Raw genomic sequence first — 18106 nt, 5'->3', positions numbered from 1 at the left:
GCGATATTCAGACCGTCAATACGACCTTGCCGAACAGATCGCCGCCCGCCATCTTCGCGAACCCCTCACGGGCCCGGTCCAGCGGCAGCACCGAGTCGATCACCGGTCGTACACCGTGGGCGGCGCAGAAGCTCAGCAGGTCCTCCAGCTCGTCCTTCCCGCCCATCGTGGAGCCGACGACCTTCAGCTCCAGGAAGAAGATCCGGTTGAGCTCGGTGGCCTTCGGGTTGGGGCCGCTGGTGGCGCCGGAAATCACCAGGGTGCCGCCGGGCTTGAGGGACTTCACCGAATGCGACCAGGTCGCGGCGCCCACCGTCTCGATCACGGCGTCCACCCGGCGCGGCAGCCGCTCCCCCGGTTCGTACGCGCTCTCGGCGCCCAGCTCGATGGCGCGGGCCCGCTTGGCCTCGTCACGGCTGGTGGCCAGCATCCGCAGCCCGGCCGCCGCGCCCAGCACGATCGCGGCGGTGGCCACCCCGCCGCCCGCGCCCTGGACCAGGACGCTGTCGCCGGGGCGCACCCCCGCGTTGGTGAACAGCATGCGGTACGCGGTCAGCCAGGCCGTGGGCAGACAGGCGGCCTCCTCGAAGGACAGCTCCTTGGGCTTGGCCAGCAGATTCCAGCTCGGGACGGTCACCTTCTCGGCGAAGGTGCCCTGGTAGCGCTCGGTGAGGATGGAGCGGGGCTCCTTCGGGCCGACGCCGTGTCCGCTCTGGCCGATGACGGAGTGGAGGACCACCTCGTTGCCGTCCTCGTCGATCCCGGCCGCGTCGCAGCCGAGGATCATCGGAAGCGATTCCTCGCCGAGCCCCACACCGCGCAGCGACCACAGGTCGTGGTGGTTGAGCGAGGCGGCCTTGACGTTCACGGTCGTCCAGCCGGGCCGGGCCTGCGGATCGGGGCGTTCCCCCAGTTCGAGGCCGCTCAGCGGCTGGTCACGGTCGATACGTGCGGCATAGGCAGCGAACATGATCCCGACCTTAGGCCGCACGGCGACCCCGCGAAACCATGCCACGGTGTGACCCCGCTCGCCCGCCGCGCACAAGCCGACGGGCCGGTCCGCCCCTCCGGCTGAGGGGCGGACCGGCCCGTGTTGGCACAGCCCGTAACGGCGCCTGGGCCCTGGCGGGCGTCAGCGGCGAGCGTCAGCGGCGGGCGACGCCCTCCGCGCGGGCGGCCGCGGCGACGGCCGCGGTCACGGCGGGGGCGACCCGGTCGTCGAACGGCGAGGGGATCACCTTGTCCGCGCTCAGCTCATCGGCCACCACCGCGGCCAGCGCCTCGGCGGCCGCGAGCTTCATGCCCTCGGTGATCCGGGAGGCCCGGACCTGGAGGGCGCCCGCGAAGATGCCGGGGAAGGCGAGCACGTTGTTGATCTGGTTCGGGAAGTCGCTGCGCCCAGTGGCGACCACGGCCGCGTACCGGTGGGCGACGTCCGGGTGGATCTCCGGGTTGGGGTTGGCCATCGCGAAGATGAAGGCGCCGGAGGCCATCTTCGCCACCGCGTCCTCCGGCACCGTGCCGCCGCTGACGCCGATGAAGACGTCGGCGCCGTCCAGCGCGGCCTCCAGGGATCCGGTGAGCCCGGCCTTGTTGGTGAACCCGGCCAGCTCGCGCTTGACGTCGGTGAGGTCCTCGCGGTCCTGCGAGACGACGCCCTTGCGGTCGCACACGGCGACATCGCCGATGCCCGCCTCGGTGAGGATCCGGGCGATGGCCACACCGGCGGCGCCGGCGCCGGAGATGACGGCGCGGAGCTGGCCCAGCGCGCGGTCCGTCAGCCGGGCGGCGTTGCGCAGCGCGGCGAGGGTGACCACCGCCGTGCCGTGCTGGTCGTCATGGAAGATCGGGATGTCGACCCGCTCCTGGAGCTTGCGCTCGATCTCGAAGCAGCGGGGCGCGGAGATGTCCTCCAGGTTGACGCCGCCGAACGAGGGCGCGAGCCGGGCGACGGTCTCCACGATCTCGTCCACGTCCCGGCAGTCGAGCGCGATCGGCACCGCGTCCACCCCGCCGAACTGCTTGAAGAGGATCGCCTTGCCCTCCATGACCGGGAGGGACGCCTCCGGGCCGATGTCACCGAGCCCCAGCACCGCGCTGCCGTCCGTCACCACGGCGACGACCTGGGACTTCCAGGTGTAGTCGTGGACCAGCTCGGGCTGCTCGGCGATGGCGCTGCACACCTTGGCCACGCCCGGTGTGTACGCGAGGGACAGATCGTCCCGGTCGCGCACGGGCACGGTCGCCTGGACGGCCATCTTGCCGCCGCGGTGCAGGGCGAAAGCCGGATCGAAGGGCTCTTCGCCGGTCACGCCGTCGGCTCCGTCGCCACTGCCGCTTGTGCTGTCGCTGCGAGGATTGACCATCTCCGCTGCCACTGTTTGACCCCTTTGTCGTTTTTCTGTCGAGGGTATCCGCCCCAGGTTCGGAGCGGGCGGGCACCGCGTCGTCCCATTCAGCGGATGACCACCGCATGGGTCTGGGTACGGACGCCGGGCGCGTCGCACACACGCCCTGAGCCCCGGGTGAGGGGTGCCGTCTGTTCTACCTGAAGCGCGCGTCGAGCGACGAGCGAGTTCTGGTGCGATGACACCGGAAAACCAGGCATTGAGGCTGAAGGCAGGCGAATCTCTAGGGAAAGTCCATACCTCCGTCACGCGCTGTTCTCCGCGTGATCATGAGCCCGCCCCGCGTCTCCGGCCGCCGCTGTCCGGCCGGTGCCGCTGTCCGGTTGTGCACCACGGGGATCGCCCGTTATCCGATTTTGACATGGCCGGCGGCCCGCACGGGCCCGTCCGATGACAAGATGCCCCAATCACACGAGATCGCGACACCCACAAACGTGTTCCCGAGATCTCGCCCCCTCACCCTGCCGGAGGAACCAGCATGACCGCCAGCTTCACGCCCCGTGGGGCCACCCTGAAGTCCCGGATGGCCTCCGTCGGCGCGATAGCGGTGGCAGGTGCCTTGCTGCTGACGGGCTGCGGTGACCAGACCGACAAGGCCACCGGCGGGTCGAACACCAACGCGGCCCCGCTCTTCAACCAGCTCCCCAAGGAGATCCAGAGCGCCAAGGTCATCAAGGTCGGCTCGGACATCAACTACCCGCCGGTCGAGTTCAAGAAGAACGGCGAGGTCATGGGCATCGACCCGGACATCGCCGACGCCCTCGGCAAGCAGCTCGGGGTGAAGTTCGAGTTCAACAACGGCACCTTCGACACCCTGCTCTCGGGCCTGCGCTCCAAGCGTTACGACATCGCCATGTCGGCCATGACCGACAACAAGGGCCGCCAGGAGGGTGTCGACCCGGACACCGGCAAGAAGGCGGGCGAGGGCGTCGACTTCGTCGACTACTTCACCGCGGGTGTCTCGATCTACACCAAGAAGGGCGCCAACACGGGCATCAAGACGTGGGACGACCTGTGCGGCAAGAAGATCGTCGTGCAGCGCGGCACCGTCTCCCACGACCTGGCCAAGTCCCAGTCGAAGACGTGCCAGAAGAAGGGCAAGGGCAAGGTCTCGGTCGAGGCGTTCGGCAATGACACCGAGGCCCAGACCCGGCTGCGCGGCGGTGGCGCCATCGCCGGCGCCAGCGACTTCCCGGTCGCCGCGTACGCGGTGAAGACCTCCGGCGGCGGCAAGGACTTCGAGCTGGTCGGCGACCAGGTGGAGGCGGCCCCGTACGGCATGGCCATCGCCAAGAAGAACACCCAGTTGCGCGATGCCATCAAGCAGGCCCTCGCCCTGATCATCGCGAACGGCGACTACGACAAGATCATCGCGAAGTGGGGCGTCAAGGAAGGCGCGGTCACCAAGGCCATCATCAACGGCGGCAAGTGATCCGGCCCTCCCCCGTCCGCGCTCGCGCTGAAAGGCACCATCCGTGACGACAAAGATCGAAAAGGCGGGTCCGGTCGACGCCCCGCCGCCGGCGCCGGAGAACATCAAGGCCATCCCGGTGCGGCACTACGGCCGCTGGGTCTCCGCGGTCATCACCATCGCCGTGCTCTTCCTGCTCATCTCCGCGTTCGCCCGCGGCGATGTGAACTGGGGCGCCATCCCGGACTACTTCTTCGACGGCGAGGTCCTCAGGGGCGTCCGCAACACCGTCTGGATCACCATCCTCGCGATGGTGCTCGGGGTGGTCCTCGGCATCATCCTCGCCGTGATGCGGCTGTCGAAGAACCCGGTGACCGCCTCCATCGCCTGGGGCTATATCTGGTTCTTCCGCGGCACCCCGGTCTATGTGCAGTTGCTGGTCTGGTTCAACCTCGGCCTGGTGTTCGACTACATCAACATCATGCCGATCTACAAGGACGAGTGGTCGGACTTCATGACCCCGTTCCTGGCCGCCCTGCTGGGCCTGGGCCTGAACGAGGCCGCGTACATGGCCGAGATCTGCCGGGCCGGCCTCCAGTCGGTCGACGAGGGCCAGTCCGAGGCCGCCCAGGCGCTCGGCATGAGCCACGCCAAGACGCTGCGCCGGGTGGTGCTGCCGCAGGCGATGCGGGTGATCGTGCCGCCCACCGGCAATGAGTTCATCAACATGCTCAAGACCACCTCGCTGGTGATCGCGGTGCAGTACTGGGATCTGCTTCAGGCCACCTCCGAGGTCGGCCAGAACTCCGGTGCCACGGCGGAGATGCTCTTCCTGGCGGCCGCCTGGTACCTGATCCTCACCTCCGTCCTGAGCGTGGGCCAGTACTACCTGGAGCGGTACTACGCGCGCGGCTCGAGCCGCAGCCTGCCGGCCACCCCGCTTCAGCGGGTCCGGGCCAATCTGCTCTCCTTCAGCAACCGCTCCGGAGGTGTCGGCGCATGACCGCCATGGTGAAGGCCGAAGGCGTCCACAAGTCCTTCGGCCCGGTGCAGGTCCTCAAGGGCATCGACCTCGAGGTCGCGCCGCGCGAGGTGTTCTGCCTGATCGGCCCGTCCGGCTCCGGCAAGTCCACCTTTCTGCGCTGCATCAACCACCTGGAGAAGATCAACTCCGGGCGGCTGTACGTCGACGGCGAGCTGGTCGGCTACCGCCAGAAGGGCGACAAGCTCTACGAGCTGAAGGACCGCGAGGTCGCCGAGAAGCGGCGCGACATCGGCATGGTCTTCCAGCGCTTCAACCTCTTCCCGCATATGACCGCGCTGGAGAACGTGATCGAGGCGCCGGTCCAGGTCAAGGGCGAGACCAAGGCGGTCGCGCGGGAGCGCGCGCTGAAGCTGCTGGACCGGGTGGGCCTCGCCGACAAGGCGGGCAACTACCCCTCCCAGCTCTCCGGCGGCCAGCAGCAGCGCGTCGCGATCGCGCGGGCGCTGGCGATGGAGCCGAAGCTGATGCTCTTCGACGAGCCCACCTCGGCGCTCGACCCGGAGCTGGTCGGCGATGTGCTCGATGTGATGCGCGGGCTCGCGGAGGACGGCATGACGATGATCGTCGTCACGCACGAGATGGGCTTCGCCCGCGAGGTCGGGGACTCGGTCGTCTTCATGGACGACGGCGTGGTGGTGGAGTCGGGGCACCCGCGTGAGGTGCTGACCAATCCGCGGCACGAGCGGACGAAGTCGTTCCTCTCCAAGGTGCTGTAGGCGCTGTCACGGGCGTGAGGGCGGTACGGGCACCTGCCCGCACCGCCCTCGCGCACTCCATACCGGGGTTACTTCAGCCCGAGCACCATCGCGTCCGAGGGCGAGCACCATACGGCCCGCGCCTCCCCGAAGCCCCCCTCGCGCAGCGCCTCGGCATGCCAGGCGACGGACTGCGTCTCCCCGTCCGCGTGGTCGCCGTTGGCCGGGTTGCCGAAGATCGTGAACCGCTCGGCCACCGGTCCGGCCAGCACCTCGTCCCGTTCGGCGGCCTGCCACCACTGGACCCAGTCCTGCGCGCCCTCGGCCTGGGCCCGGGCCCGCCGCTCCTTCTGGAACGCGTGGTCGGCGGCGTTGAGCCGGGGCGTGGCCGGATCGGGCATATGGTCCGCGTTGAGGAACACCCCGCCCTCCCGTACGACGCCCGCGATCTGCCCGTACAGCACCCGCAGCTCGTCCGAGCGCAGCCAGTGCAGCGCCGTGGCGGTCAGCACGGCGTCGTACCTGCGGTGCGGCAGCCGCCCGGTCCATCCGGGGTCGCGCAGATCGGCGGTCACGAACTCGGCGCGCGGCTCGGCCGCGAAGTGGCCGCGGGCGATCGTCAGCAGCGCGGGGTCGAGGTCCACGCCGGTGCTGGTGGCGCCCGGGAACCTGCGCAGCGCCCGCTCCGAGATACTGCCCGTACCACATGCGAGGTCGAGGATCCTCGGCTCCGGGCCGACGACGGCCTCGACCGCGTCGAGCATCACCCGGAACCGCTCCTCACGATCGGGGAGGTACCACTCCTGCTGCCGGTCCCAGCTCCGCTGCCACGCCTGCCAGTCCGCCACGGCGACGGTGTCCGTCATCGAGCCCCTCCAAGCCATGTGTCGTAAGCCATGCGTCATCGTCTCCGGGGCAGCCGCCCCGTAATACCCTCGTAGGCAGAACGCCTCTTACCCGACTCTAGATGCCCCGTCGTAAGGACCACAAGTGGAACTGGCTTATTACTCGGATCTCGCCGTGCGCCTGGTCAACAGCGAGGAGCCAAGCCGCGGCACCGACACCCTGACCTCGGTGGAGGCCGTGCGGGCGCTCTTCGGGGAGAGCCGCCAGGCGGCCCGGCGGGCGACGGACGCCGATGTCACCCGGCTGAGATCGGTCAGGGCCCGGCTGCGCGCCGTCTTCGAGGCGGCGGCGGGCGGCGACGAGGTGCTGGCGGTGGACCTGCTGAACGCGCTGCTGATCGAGTTCCCGGTGAGCCCGCAGATCTCCGGCCATGAGACCCGTGACGACGACGGCCGCCCCGACTGGCATATGCATATCGCGGACTACGCCGCCAACGCGGGCTCCGGATACGCCGCCACCGCCTCCATGGGGCTGGCCTTCCACCTCACCGAACTGGGCGCCGACCGGCTGGGCATCTGCGAGGCGTCACCCTGCCGCAACGCCTATCTCGACACCTCGACCAATCGATCCCGGCGCTACTGCTCCGACCGCTGCGCGACCCGCGCCAACGTGGCCGCCTACCGCGCGCGCAAACGCCTGGACGCCGAGCGGTCGGCCGGGGCCGCGCGCAGCCGGCGCCAGGACCGCGAGCCCACCGGCCGTACGGCGGAGACCGCCCAGAAGACCAGCCCGGCCATGGACCGCTGACCCCGGCGCCCGGCGCCCGGCCGCGGCCGCAGCCGCAGCCATGCCCGGGCGACCACCAGCTCGTCCGGTACGACGCCGAACTCCCGGCTGTCGTTCTCCACATACGGGTTGTCGCCCTTGACCCACCAACCGCCCTCGCGCCGCTCCACCGCGCGCTTGACGATCAGCAGATCCTGCCGGAACGGATGGCGCACCACCACCACGTCCCCCGGCCGCACCGGCGCCCCGTAGCGGACCACCAACTGGTCGCCGGGGTACAGCGTCGGCTGCATCGACGGGTTGTACACCTCCGCGAGCCCGATCCGCAGCAGTCCGCGCTGGTCGCGGTCGGACTCCTGCCCACGATCGCCCAGCTCCTCCCGCATCACGGCACCTCCGGTTCTCAACCCCGCACCATCACGATCCCAGGCATCCCAGCCTGACACCGGACTTTTGACCTAAGCCCCCCGGGGCACCCGAGAAAAGCCTTCCCCCACGGAGTAATCTCGCACCTGAGAAGACGATCACGAATGGAAGGACAGCTCTATGCTCTCCCGCCTGTTCGCCCCGAAGGTTCAGGTCAGCGCGCACTGCGACCTGCCCTGCGGTGTGTACGACCCGGCCCAGGCCCGCATCGAAGCCGAGTCCGTCAAGGCCGTCCAGGAGAAGTACCAGGCCAACGAGGACCCGCACTTCCGCGCCCGCGCCACCACCATCAAGGAGGAGCGCGCGGAGCTCGCCAAGCACCATGTCTCGGTGCTGTGGAGCGACTACTTCAAGCCCCCGCACTTCGAGAAGTACCCGGAGCTGCACCAGCTCGTCAACGACACCCTCAAGGCCCTGAGCGCGGCCAAGGGCTCGACGGACCCGGCCACGGGGCAGAAGGCCCTGGACTACATCGCCCAGATCGACAAGATCTTCTGGGAGACCAAGAAGGGCTGACCGCTCTTCCCTTGCATCGCCGGACCGCACCCGAGCCGCCCCGAGTGGCCCGGGTGCGGTCTTCTTTGTGAGGAACACTTCCTTCATGGGGAACGCCCCTGCCGGGCGCGAGGGTTGAGACCCCTGGCCGACCCCCGCGCGCTCACCCCCGTGGGCTGATCCCCGCCACGGCCAGGCCCAGCAGGCGGTCCGCCTCGGTGGCGGGGTCCGGGTGGTGTTGGGTGGCGAGTGCGATTCCGGCGATCAGGGTGACCAGGTCGACCGCGGTGGCCCCGGGGGCCATCACACCGGCTCGTTCGGCTCGCCGCAGCAGTGGCCCGCCCGCCTCGGTGAGGGTGTTCACGCAGGGGTTCGCATGTTCCGGGGCGAGTTCGCCGGTGCGCAGCAGTGCGGTGGCCAGGCCCTGGACCGAGGCGGAGTAGACGGTGAGCTCGCCCAGCCACTCCAGCAGCGCGGCCCGTACGTCCTCCGCCTTCGCGAGTTCCCGGGCGCGGGCGGCCAGGACCTCGATCCGTTCGCGGAAGACGGCCTCCAGGAGGGCGCTTCGGGTGGGGAAGTGGCGGCGCACGGTGGCCGAGCCGACTCCGGCGGTGCGGGCGATCTGTTCCAGGGAGGCGTCGGCGCCGTGCGCGGCGACCTCCTCCTCGGCCACGGCGAGGATGCGCTCGTAGTTGCGCCGGGCGTCCGCGCGCTGGGCGGGCATGGCGTCACCTCCGGGTTGCCAAGTGGTTGCCAAGCGGTTGCTAAGTGGCGGGGTCCTCCGTATCGTACCGAGAGTTAAGTGGCGGGGCCCGCCGTTTAGTGTTCGCGCAGTCGATACATCGATATCCCCATGGCTGAGGAGCAGCACAGCATGCCCATGAACTCCCCGACGTCCGCCCCGTCCGCCCCCGTTCTGGTCACCGGCGCCACCGGACAGCAGGGCGGCGCCACCGCCCGTGCGCTGCTCTCGGCGGGCGTTCCCGTACGGGCGCTGGTCCGCGACCCGGCCACCGAGCGGGCCAAGGCCGTGGCGGCGCTCGGCGCCGAGCTGGTCACCGGCGATCTGCTCGACCTCGACTCGGTGCGGCGGGCCGCCGAGGGGGCGCGGGCCGTCTTCTCGATCCAGATGCCCGACATGAACGACCTCCAGGGCGACTCCGAGTGGGTCCAGGGGCGCAACCTGATCGACGCCGCGCGGGACGCGGGGGTGGCGCAGTTCGTGCACACCTCCGTCTCCGGCGCCGGGCAGCACCACACCGCGCCCGGCTGGGCGGAGGGCCGCTGGGCGGCGATGGAGCACTACTTCGCGACCAAGTCCGGCCTCCAGGACCGGGTCCGGGAGGCGGGCTTCCGCCACTGGACGCTCCTCAAGCCCGCCTTCTTCATGGAGAACTTCCCGTCCCTGCTCCCGAACGGCCCCGAGGGCGGCCTGGCCACCATCCTCCAGCCCGGCACCGAGCTCTCCCTCATCGCCGTCGCCGACATCGGCACGGCGGCCGCCGCGGCCTTCGCCGACCCGGAGCGGTTCCACGAGGTCGAGCTGGAACTGGCGGGCGAGTGCATGACGATGACCCGGGTCGCCGAGGTCCTCTCCGAGGTCGTGGGCACCGAGGTGATCGCCCCGTCGATGACCGCCGACGAGGCGCTCGCCGCCGGGATGCCGCAGTGGGGCCTCGGGCATGTGTGGCTGAACGAGGCCGGTCAGCCCGCCCGCCCCGCCTTCGCGCGCGCCCTCGGCCTCCCGCTCACCGGCTTCGCCGAATGGGCCGGGCGCCATCTGGGGCCCGCGGCGGCCTGACCCGCCCGCCCCGGCATCAACCACAGCCCGCCCCGGCGGCGGCGTCCGCTCCGGCTCAGCAGCGGCATCCGCTCCGGCCCGACGGCCCGACAGCGGCATCCGCTCCGGCCCGGCGGCGGCATCCGCTCCGGCCCCCGGCTGTGGTTGATGCCCGGACCGGAGTGGACGAGGCTGGAAGTGGACCCTGGGGGACGGACCCGGTGCCGTCCCCGGAGGGATGGCGACCATGATGCGCCACGACAGCGGCTCCGCGCGGGAGTGGGGCGGCCTGGACGAAACGGATACGGCGAGGGTCACCGTCAGCGACGACGGGACGCTGACCAGTTGGAACGAGGGTGCCCGTCGGCTGCTCGGGTATCGGCCCGCGCAGGTCGTCGGGCGGTCCGCCGCCGATCTGCTGGCCGATCCGGACCGCGCGGCGGACGCCGGGGTCCGCCGCGCCCGCACCCGGCTCACCCGATGGCACGGGACGGTGGCGCTGCGCCACCGGGACGGCCACGAGATGCCGGTGCGGGTGCTGGCGCACCGCACCGGGCCGGAGGGCGACTGGCTGCTGGTGGCCGCGGCGCCCCGGGCGGAGCTGCCCCCCGAGTCCTGGAACGACGCGCTGATGCGCTGGGCCTACGCGCAGTCGCCCTGCCCGATGGCGATCTACGACGCCGATCTGCGGCTGCGCAAGGTGAACGAGGAGATGGCCCGCGTCGTCGGCCTCCCCGAAGCGGAGATCCGCGATCTGCGGCTGTCGGAGATCGGGGGCAGGCTCCAGAGCGAGCAGCTCGAAGGGGTCATGCACCAAGTGCTGACCACCGGCGAGCCACGCGAGGTGGAGACCTGTCTGCGCACCGGCGGCGAGCCCGAGGAGCACGCCTGGTCGGCCGCGTTCGCCCCGTTGAAGGCGAAGGACGGCCAGGTGTACGCGGTCTGCATGGCGGCGCATGACATCACCGAGCAGTATCTGGCCCGCCAGCGGCTGCTGTTGCTGAGCGCGGCCAGTGAACGCATCGGCAGCACCCTCGACATCGACCGCACCGCGCAGGAGCTGGCCGACGTCTGCGTGCCGCGGCTGGCCGACTACGCCAGTATCGACCTGCTGGACCGGCTGGCCCAGGACGAGGAGCTGCCGTCCGGGCCGCTCACCGGCCCGATCGTGCTGCGCCGCACGGCCATGCAGTCGCTCTACGAGGGCTGCCCCGAGTCCGTGGTGCCGGTGGGGAAGGTGGACACCTATCCGCAGGTCTCGCCGATGGCGGAGTGCCTGGTGGTGGAGCGGCCCCTCATCTACGCGACCACCGACCCCATGATCGCCAAGTGGGGTGCGCTGAAGCCCGCCCGCGCCCGTTCGATCCGGCGGTTCGGCGTTCACTCGATCATGGCGGTGCCGATCCGGGCCCGGGGGACGACGCTCGGGGTGGCCGTATTCGCCCGTCACCACACCCCCGGGCCGTTCACCCAGGACGATGTGGTGCTGGCCGAGGAGATCACCACCCGGGCCGCCGTCTGCGTGGACAACGCCCGCCGCTTCACCCGGGAGCGCGACACCGCCCTGGCCCTCCAGCGCAGCCTGCTGCCCCGGACCCTCCCCCAGCCGCCGGCCGTCGAGGTCGCCTCCCGCTATCTGCCCGCGGGCCCGTACGCGGGGGCGGGCGGGGACTGGTTCGATGTCATCCCGCTCTCCGGGGCACGGGTCGCGCTGGTCGTGGGCGATGTGGTCGGCCACGGCATCCAGGCGTCGGCCACCATGGGGCGGCTGCGGACGGCGGTCCGTACCCTCGCCGACGTCGATCTGCCCCCCGACGAGCTGCTGACCCACCTGGACGACCTGGTGATCCATCTGGCCGCGGAGACCGGGGCCGAGGCGGCCACCGGGGATGTGGGCGCCACCTGTCTGTACGCGGTCTACGACCCCGTCTCGCACCGCTGCTCACTGGCCGCGGCCGGGCACCCGCCCCCGGCGCTGGCCAGGCCCGACGGCACCGTGGAGTTCCTCCCGGTACCGGCCGGACCGCCGCTGGGGGTCGGCGGGCTGCCCTTCGAGTCGATGGAGACCGAGCTGCCCGAGAACGCCGTGCTCGCCCTCTACACCAACGGGCTGATGGACGTATGGGACCGCGATGTCGACGAGGGCCGACTGCTGCTGACCAACGCGCTGGCCCACCCCAGCGGGTCACTGGACGGCACCTGCGACGCCGTTCTGCGCACGCTCCTGCCCGGCGGGGGCGCCCTCGACGACGTCGCGCTGCTGCTCGCCCGCGCCCGCTCCCTGGACGAGGCGCACGTGGCCACCTGGGACGTGCCCGCCGATCCGGCGTGGGTGGCCCGCTCCCGCCGGAACGTGACGGAGCGGCTGACCGAATGGGGGCTCGACGAGGCCGTCTTCACCACCGAGCTGGTCGTCAGCGAGCTGGTCACCAACGCCATCCGGCACGCCGTCCCGCCCATCCGGCTGCGGCTGATCCATGACCACTCGCTGATCTGCGAGGTCACCGACTCCTCCAGCACCGCCCCGCATATGCGCCGCGCCCGCACCTTCGACGAGGGCGGCCGCGGGCTGCTGCTGGTCGCGCGGCTCAGCCAGCGCTGGGGCAGCCGGCAGACCGCCGAGGGCAAGACGATCTGGTCGGAGCAGAGCCTTCCGGTCGGGGTGCCCACCAGGCTGCCGGGCCTGGACTGAGCGGCCGGGGGTGGGGCCCCTGGTCGGTGTGAAGCGGTCGACCCCGGTCAGAAGCGCCAGCGCGTCTGGCCGTAAGCGCCCTTGCGGAAGCCGAACGCCGTGGCCGGGGCGACCCGGAAGACCAGGGCCTCATGGCCGTCGTGGTGGAAGGCGCCGTCGCGCACCTGGAAGGTCCACTCCGCGCCGTACTTCGCCACGTACGCCGCGGCGATCCGCTCCAGCGTGGCGTCGTCCCACACCCGCTCGGCCTCGCCCTCGACCACCAGGTCCAGCCCCTCGTGCAGCACACCCGCCCCCGTGGTGAGGGCGCAGCGCGGATTGTGCGCGAGGTTCCGGGCCTTCTGCTCCTCGGGGCCGGTGCAGAAGCAGAGCGCGCCGTCGGACCAGACGGCGATGAGCGGGGTGACATGGGGGCGGCCGTCCCGGCGGACGGTGGACAGCCAGTACAGCTCCGCCGCCGCCAGCGCCGCACGCCCCTCCGGCCAGGGCGTGGCGGTGGCGTCCGGGCCGCTGAAGCGGGTGTCCAGCGCGGTCTGCGGCTCGTGCTCCCTGATCATTCGCTCGCTCCTCGGGTGGCCTGCGGTCCGGTGCGGTGCGGTCCCGGGTGCTTGGACCGCCCGGCGGAGCGAAACTCATCGCTCGTGCCACGCCCGCCCCTCCGGAGGGGTGCTACGAGACCTCGGCGGGCCCGGCGAGGTCCAGGGCGTCGAGCGCGTCGCGGGTGCGGGGCTCGTGGGAGCGCAGCAGCGGGCTCTCGTTGCGGACCAGCCACTGGCGGTACGCGGCGCTCGCCCAGGCGATCTCGAAGTACGCGTCCGCGAGGTCGCCGAAGAGGGCGTCGACGTCGAGCGGGGCACCGGGCGCGGTGTCCGGACCGGGTCCGGCGGCCTCGGTCCCGGTGACGGCCTCGGCCTCGGTGTCGGCCTCGGCCGGGAGCGCCGTGTCCGGGGCGGATGCGGCGGCCCCGGCGCGGGCCCGGGGCGCCGTGTCCGGGCCGGGTCCGGCGGCCCCGGTGCGGGCCGGGAGCGCCATGTCCAGGTCGAGTCCAGGGGCCCCGGCGCGGGCCGCCGGGACCGCCCGTGAGGCCAGGAACAGCCGGACCGTCAGCGGATCCCCGTGCAGCGGACGGACGGCCACGCCCTGGCGGGACCGCGCGGTGGGCTGGCAGGGAGTGACCACCTCGCCCGAGGCGACCAGGTCGGCGGCGGTCAGATAGTCCCCGTACACCACCCTCGGATTGAGCCCCGCGGCGGCCAGGACCCGGCGCAGCCCGGGCCCCTCGCCGTCCACGCTGGGGTCGACCATCCACTGGTCGGCGGCGAGGTCGGCGAGCCGCACCGCGGGCCGCGCGGCGGCCGGATGGGTTTCGGCCAGCGCCACGAACTGCGGCTCCCGCTCCACGAGCACCCGGCGCTCCACGCCCTCGGGCACCCGCAGCGGCGCGCCCTCGACCTCGTGCACGAAGGCGACGTCGAGTTGGTTGGCGGCGACCATCTGGAGCAGCGCGTTGGCGGAGACGTCGATATGGATGGTGGTGTCCGCGTCGGGATAGCGGTCGCGGAGCCTGCGCAGCCAGCCGACCACGGCCCGGCTGCCCGTGCTGCCGATGCGCAACCGGGCGTCGGCGGTCTGCCCCGCCTCCAGCCGGACCTCGCTGAGCAAGGCGCTCATCTCGGCCACTATCGGCCGGGCGCGGCACAGTACGGACTGCCCCAGCGGGGTCGGCCGACTGCCGGTGACCTCCCGCGAGAACAGCCGGCCGCCGATGGTGTTCTCGATGCGCCGGAGCTGGGTCGTCAAGGATGGCTGGGTCATGCCCAGTTGGCGCGCCGCCTTCCGTAGGCTGCCGGTGTCGGCGATGGCGCACAGTGCACGGAGGTGCCTCACCTCGAGCTCCACGACGGGAGCATATCTGCGCCCTTGTCGGTCACACCAGACTCTGAAACCACTCCAACCCATATCGGAATCGATCAATCGGTGGTCAAACACCGGTCAACGGGACGTCAAACCGCCATCTCAGCCAAGGGTTTGAGAGCCCGGCGGGGGATATGCCTTCGTGCTATCACCAGTTGATATCTCCGCGTACGGCTCGATCTCCTCAAGACTCGGCGTCAGCCAAGAGTTCATCCCACGGCCCCGGCCGCCACCCCACACGGCGACCGGGGCCCGAGGACGATGAGGAGCCCCCCACATGTCACTCCCCAAGCTCGCGCTGTCCGCGACCCTCGGCCTCGGCCTGGCGGCCGCACTGTCCGCCGTGCCCGCCTCCGCGGCCACGCCCGACCACTCCACGACGCAGCGCAGCGCCGCGGCCGCCGGCTACACGGCGAGCGGCGAGGAGAAGGCCGACACCGACGCCTTCATCAAGGCCGTCATGAAGTCGGCGCTGGCCAAGCAGGCCAAGGCGCGCAACGCGACGGCCGCCGTCACCGTGACCTACGACGCGAGCCAGGCCCCGACCTTCCAGTCGCAGATCTCCCGCTCCGCCCAGATCTGGAACTCCTCGGTGAGCAACGTGAAGCTCCAGGCGGGCAGCAACGCGGACTTCAGCTACCGCGAGGGCAACGACCCCCGGGGCTCGTACGCGAGCACCGACGGCCACGGCAGCGGCTATGTCTTCCTGGACTACGCCCAGAACCAGGAGTACGACTCGACCCGGGTCACCGCGCACGAGACCGGCCATGTGCTGGGCCTGCCGGACCACTACGAGGGCCCGTGCAGCGAGCTGATGTCCGGTGGCGGCCCCGGCACGTCCTGCACCAACTCGCAGCCCGACCAGGCCGAGATCAGCCGCGTCAACCAGCTCTGGGCCAATGGCCTGGCCAAGCTCGAGAAGCAGCTCGCCAAGTCCCACTGAGCCCGCTGAGCCCGCTGAAACCGCAGAGCCACTGATCCCCTGGATCAGGGCCTGACCGCCCGCACCCGGTTCCCGACGCCGGATGCGGGCGGTCGGCGTGTACAGGGGCCGTCGTCGGCGTGCACAGGGGCCGTCGTCGGCGCGTACGGGGCCATCCACCGCACGCACAGGGACGCAGCGCACGGGAAGCGACGCCGCCTCCGGCCGGAGGTACCGTATAGACACCAGGAGCATTTCGCACAGACCGGCCGGATTCCCTCCAGCCCAGGGCCCGGCCACAGGGAGTGAGCACCATGGAGACCCTGATCACCGTGGTCGTCATCCTCGCGCTGATCGGGGTGGGCGCACTGCTGATCCACCGGACCAATGTCCAGAACGGCAACCGCATGTCCGCCGAGAGCCACGACGATTCCCATGCCGGCGGGCGGCCGCACCATCGCCGGCGGCAGCACCGGGGCCAACAGGTCACGCCTCCCCAGGACCGCCGTACCTAGGGCCTGCCCTGCTCCTCCTCGCGCAGCGCCTCGTCCAGCGTGGCGACCGGGCGGAGCACATCCAGCATCCGGCCCGCCCGCAGAGTGCGCAGGATCAACGCGTTGTCGCAGACCAGCCGCATCCGCCCGGCCCGCTCCACTACACGTCGATGGGCCCGGCACAGCAGTCCCAGGCCCGAGCAGTCGAAGAAGGCGGCCGGCCGTAAGTCCACGATCACCGCGGGCCCGTCCCCGGCCGTGGCCGCGTCCAGCGCCGGTCCGACGCTTTCCACCCCGGCGATGTCGATCTCCCCGTGGAGCTCCACGACGGTGTATCCGCCGACCCGGTGCGTACGGGCGCGCGGAGTGGTGACGCCGGCGGCGTCGCCGTCCTGAGCGGCGGAATCGCCCCGAGCGACCGGATCACCCTGAGCGACCGGATCACCCTGAGCGGCGGAATCCCCCTCGGCGGACGCCCGCGCGGCCGGATCCCGGTCGGCGGGCCCAGCAGGCCCAGCGGGCCCCTGCGCGGCGTTCTGGGCACCGCGCTCCAGCGGCACCGGCGCATCACGGGGAGCGCCTTGCTGCGTCATCGCGATATCCCCTCGGAACGGCACACTGCCCCCTCTCACCTTCGTCAGGGTCCCGGAAGCGGGCAGGGTCGGGCATCGGGTGTGAATCCGCCGGGTCCTTGGGCGACGTCTCGCGAGCGTAAAGGGGTGACCCCCGGTTACAGAGGTAGGGACGCAGCATTCCGCCCGTGAATACCGCTCGTCCGAGTGAATTTCGGTTCGTACTATTGACACTTGGTCAGATACGGCCTAGGCGAAGGCATCACCGCCCCCTCCGGCCACCGGACCCGCCACCCCCGCGATCGCCGGAGTCAGATCCTCCAGTACCTCGAACGCGTCGTCCAGCCGGACCAAGCGCAGCAGCCGCACAAACCGCGGTTCGTCGATGACGAGCCGCAGCCGCCCGTCCCGCTCCAGCACGCGATTGCGCAATCGGCACAGTAACGACAATCCGGCACAGTCCAGGAAGGTCACCGGCCGTAGGTCCAGGACCAGATCCGGACACCGTGCCTGGATGAGGGAATCGAGCCGAGCCACGATCCGCCCCGCGGCGAAGATGTCCAACTCTCCCGCGATCTCGGCGACGGTGACGCCGCCGAGTGCGTGGACTCGGACGCCGAAGGCGGGCCGATCATCGAACATGCAAGCCTCCTTGACCTGGTGGAGGCGCGCGACACCGGAGCCCGCGGTCACGCCGGTCAGCGCCGGGGTCCAGGCCGGCCCTTCAGTAGATGACATACCCATCTACCGGCTGACCAGTCAACGAACGGCACGGCACGTGTCGTTGGCCTATTAGGGCCCCTCGGCCGCGAACTGTTACTCACCGGTAAAGCAGAGGTCTTCTCAAGTCCACCGGGAGCCGTGAGCATGCCATCCGGCAATCGCCTCGAAGTGAAGGATGTGACCGATGACAGCAGGACGCGCGCGATCACGGCGGCTCGGCATGACGACGGTGGTCGTCGCCCTCGCCATCGGCGTCGGCGGAACGGCCACCACGGCGACCGCCGCCACCCCCGGCACCACCGCCACCGCGGCGGCCACGGCTGCGCCGTCGAGCGCCACCGCCGCCGAGAAGGTCGACTACGAGACCTGGCAGCGCGATGTTCGCGCCATCATCGACGAGCAGGCCCGCCCCTACATCGAGGAGCGCACAGCCAACCCCTCGGGGCAGAAGCAGGCCATCGTCCTGGACATCGACAACACCTCGCTGGAGACGGACTTCCGCTTCGCCCTCCCCCAGCACCCCGTCGAGCCGGTCCTGAAGCTCTCCCAGTACGCGCACGAGCGCGGCGTGGCCATCTTCTTCGTCACCGCGCGGCCCGGCATCATCTCCTGGCCGACCGAGTGGAACCTGGAGCAGGTCGGCTACTCGGTCGCCGGTCTGTACGTACGCCACCTGCCGGATCTCTTCCAGAACGTGGCCGACTACAAGACCGCCAAGCGGGCGGAGATCGAGAAGAACGGCTACACGATCATCGCCAACATCGGCAACAGCGCCACCGACATCAGCGGCGGCCACGCCGAGAAGTCCTTCAAGCTCCCGGACTACGACGGTCAGCTTTCCTGAGCCGCGGTCAGGTCATCCCCTTCCGCCACCGCCCATCACCCCCCGCCGGGGAA

Annotated in this window: 18 protein-coding genes and 1 pseudogene; 10 read left to right on the top strand and 9 right to left on the bottom strand. The window is 71.0% G+C overall.

Translation table 11 applies throughout. The annotated features are described in order from the left end of the window. Nucleotides 1-7: 7 nt before the first annotated feature. Complete coding sequence (locus tag KN815_RS11465; RefSeq protein WP_216341673.1) at nucleotides 8-970, bottom strand: zinc-binding dehydrogenase; 963 nt, start codon at nucleotides 968-970, stop codon at nucleotides 8-10. Between the two features lie 175 nt (nucleotides 971-1145). Then, nucleotides 1146-2378 (bottom strand): NAD(P)-dependent malic enzyme, encoded by a 1233-nt coding sequence (locus KN815_RS11460; protein WP_216341672.1) that lies wholly within the window; start codon nucleotides 2376-2378, stop codon nucleotides 1146-1148. A gap of 508 nt (nucleotides 2379-2886) precedes the next feature. Here KN815_RS11460 and KN815_RS11455 point away from each other — a divergent pair. From KN815_RS11455 to KN815_RS11445, 3 genes are read left to right on the top strand one after another with little or no spacing between them, the layout of a single operon-like run. Beyond that, nucleotides 2887-3840: an ABC transporter substrate-binding protein gene (locus KN815_RS11455; RefSeq protein WP_216341671.1), complete on the top strand. Its 954-nt coding sequence runs from the start codon at nucleotides 2887-2889 to the stop codon at nucleotides 3838-3840. Nucleotides 3841-3883: 43 nt separating this feature from the next. Continuing rightward, entirely contained in the window at nucleotides 3884-4822 is a 939-nt protein-coding gene (locus tag KN815_RS11450; RefSeq protein WP_216341670.1) for an amino acid ABC transporter permease, read from the top strand. A 5-nt stretch (nucleotides 4823-4827) separates the two neighbouring features. After that, a complete protein-coding gene (locus KN815_RS11445) occupies nucleotides 4828-5580 on the top strand; it encodes an amino acid ABC transporter ATP-binding protein (RefSeq protein ID WP_216341685.1) in 753 nt (250 codons plus the stop codon). 68 nt (nucleotides 5581-5648) lie between these two features. Here KN815_RS11445 and KN815_RS11440 read toward each other — a convergent pair whose 3' ends face one another. Next, nucleotides 5649-6425 carry a class I SAM-dependent methyltransferase gene (locus KN815_RS11440; protein ID WP_216341669.1) on the bottom strand — a complete coding sequence of 259 codons (777 nt, stop codon included), beginning with the start codon at nucleotides 6423-6425 and terminating at the stop codon, nucleotides 5649-5651. A 124-nt stretch (nucleotides 6426-6549) separates the two neighbouring features. On the opposite strand from KN815_RS11440, the pseudogene KN815_RS11435 reads away from it, so the two are divergent. Continuing rightward, nucleotides 6550-7038 (top strand): annotated as a pseudogene (locus KN815_RS11435) (CGNR zinc finger domain-containing protein); the annotation flags it as partial. A 44-nt stretch (nucleotides 7039-7082) separates the two neighbouring features. On the opposite strand, the gene sodX reads toward KN815_RS11435, so the two are convergent. Next, nucleotides 7083-7577 carry a nickel-type superoxide dismutase maturation protease gene (sodX, locus tag KN815_RS11430; protein ID WP_216341668.1) on the bottom strand — a complete coding sequence of 165 codons (495 nt, stop codon included), beginning with the start codon at nucleotides 7575-7577 and terminating at the stop codon, nucleotides 7083-7085. A gap of 160 nt (nucleotides 7578-7737) precedes the next feature. Here sodX and sodN point away from each other — a divergent pair, with 160 nt between their 5' ends. Then, a complete protein-coding gene (gene sodN / locus KN815_RS11425; protein WP_020868495.1) occupies nucleotides 7738-8133 on the top strand; it encodes a superoxide dismutase, Ni in 396 nt (131 codons plus the stop codon). 142 nt (nucleotides 8134-8275) lie between these two features. Here the strand turns inward: sodN and KN815_RS11420 are convergent, their stop codons facing one another. Continuing rightward, nucleotides 8276-8836: a TetR/AcrR family transcriptional regulator gene (locus KN815_RS11420; RefSeq protein WP_216341667.1), complete on the bottom strand. Its 561-nt coding sequence runs from the start codon at nucleotides 8834-8836 to the stop codon at nucleotides 8276-8278. A 150-nt stretch (nucleotides 8837-8986) separates the two neighbouring features. Here KN815_RS11420 and KN815_RS11415 point away from each other — a divergent pair, with 150 nt between their 5' ends. After that, nucleotides 8987-9913, top strand: a complete 927-nt coding sequence (locus tag KN815_RS11415; protein ID WP_216341666.1) for an NmrA family NAD(P)-binding protein — start codon at nucleotides 8987-8989, stop codon at nucleotides 9911-9913. Between the two features lie 226 nt (nucleotides 9914-10139). Further along, the gene (locus KN815_RS11410) at nucleotides 10140-12584 is read left to right on the top strand and encodes a SpoIIE family protein phosphatase (protein ID WP_216341665.1); all 2445 of its coding nucleotides are present in this window, start codon (nucleotides 10140-10142) and stop codon (nucleotides 12582-12584) included. 47 nt (nucleotides 12585-12631) lie between these two features. Here KN815_RS11410 and KN815_RS11405 read toward each other — a convergent pair whose 3' ends face one another. Further along, entirely contained in the window at nucleotides 12632-13141 is a 510-nt protein-coding gene (locus tag KN815_RS11405; protein WP_216341664.1) for a pyridoxamine 5'-phosphate oxidase family protein, read from the bottom strand. A 112-nt stretch (nucleotides 13142-13253) separates the two neighbouring features. Next, on the bottom strand, nucleotides 13254-14471 hold the full coding sequence (locus KN815_RS11400) for a LysR family transcriptional regulator (RefSeq protein WP_216341663.1): 1218 nt from the start codon (nucleotides 14469-14471) through the stop codon (nucleotides 13254-13256). Nucleotides 14472-14775: 304 nt separating this feature from the next. On the opposite strand from KN815_RS11400, the gene snpA reads away from it, so the two are divergent. Together snpA and KN815_RS11390 are read left to right on the top strand one after the other, a co-directional pair. Further along, a complete protein-coding gene (snpA, locus tag KN815_RS11395; protein ID WP_216341662.1) occupies nucleotides 14776-15441 on the top strand; it encodes a snapalysin in 666 nt (221 codons plus the stop codon). A gap of 293 nt (nucleotides 15442-15734) precedes the next feature. Continuing rightward, nucleotides 15735-15935, top strand: a complete 201-nt coding sequence (locus KN815_RS11390) for a hypothetical protein (protein ID WP_216341661.1) — start codon at nucleotides 15735-15737, stop codon at nucleotides 15933-15935. Here the strand turns inward: KN815_RS11390 and KN815_RS11385 are convergent. After that, a complete protein-coding gene (locus tag KN815_RS11385) occupies nucleotides 15932-16507 on the bottom strand; it encodes an STAS domain-containing protein (RefSeq protein WP_216341660.1) in 576 nt (191 codons plus the stop codon). The genes KN815_RS11390 and KN815_RS11385 overlap by 4 nt on opposite strands. A gap of 228 nt (nucleotides 16508-16735) precedes the next feature. Then, nucleotides 16736-17128 carry an STAS domain-containing protein gene (locus KN815_RS11380; RefSeq protein ID WP_216341659.1) on the bottom strand — a complete coding sequence of 131 codons (393 nt, stop codon included), beginning with the start codon at nucleotides 17126-17128 and terminating at the stop codon, nucleotides 16736-16738. Nucleotides 17129-17393: 265 nt separating this feature from the next. Here KN815_RS11380 and KN815_RS11375 point away from each other — a divergent pair, with 265 nt between their 5' ends. Next, a complete protein-coding gene (locus KN815_RS11375; protein ID WP_216341658.1) occupies nucleotides 17394-18053 on the top strand; it encodes an HAD family acid phosphatase in 660 nt (219 codons plus the stop codon). Nucleotides 18054-18106 lie beyond the last annotated feature (53 nt).

It is taken from the genome of Streptomyces niphimycinicus (assembly GCF_018883605.1).
Classification (GTDB): domain Bacteria; phylum Actinomycetota; class Actinomycetes; order Streptomycetales; family Streptomycetaceae; genus Streptomyces; species Streptomyces niphimycinicus.
Note: the sequence above shows the minus strand (reverse complement) of the source record. Positions and strands in the feature narration are given on the sequence as shown.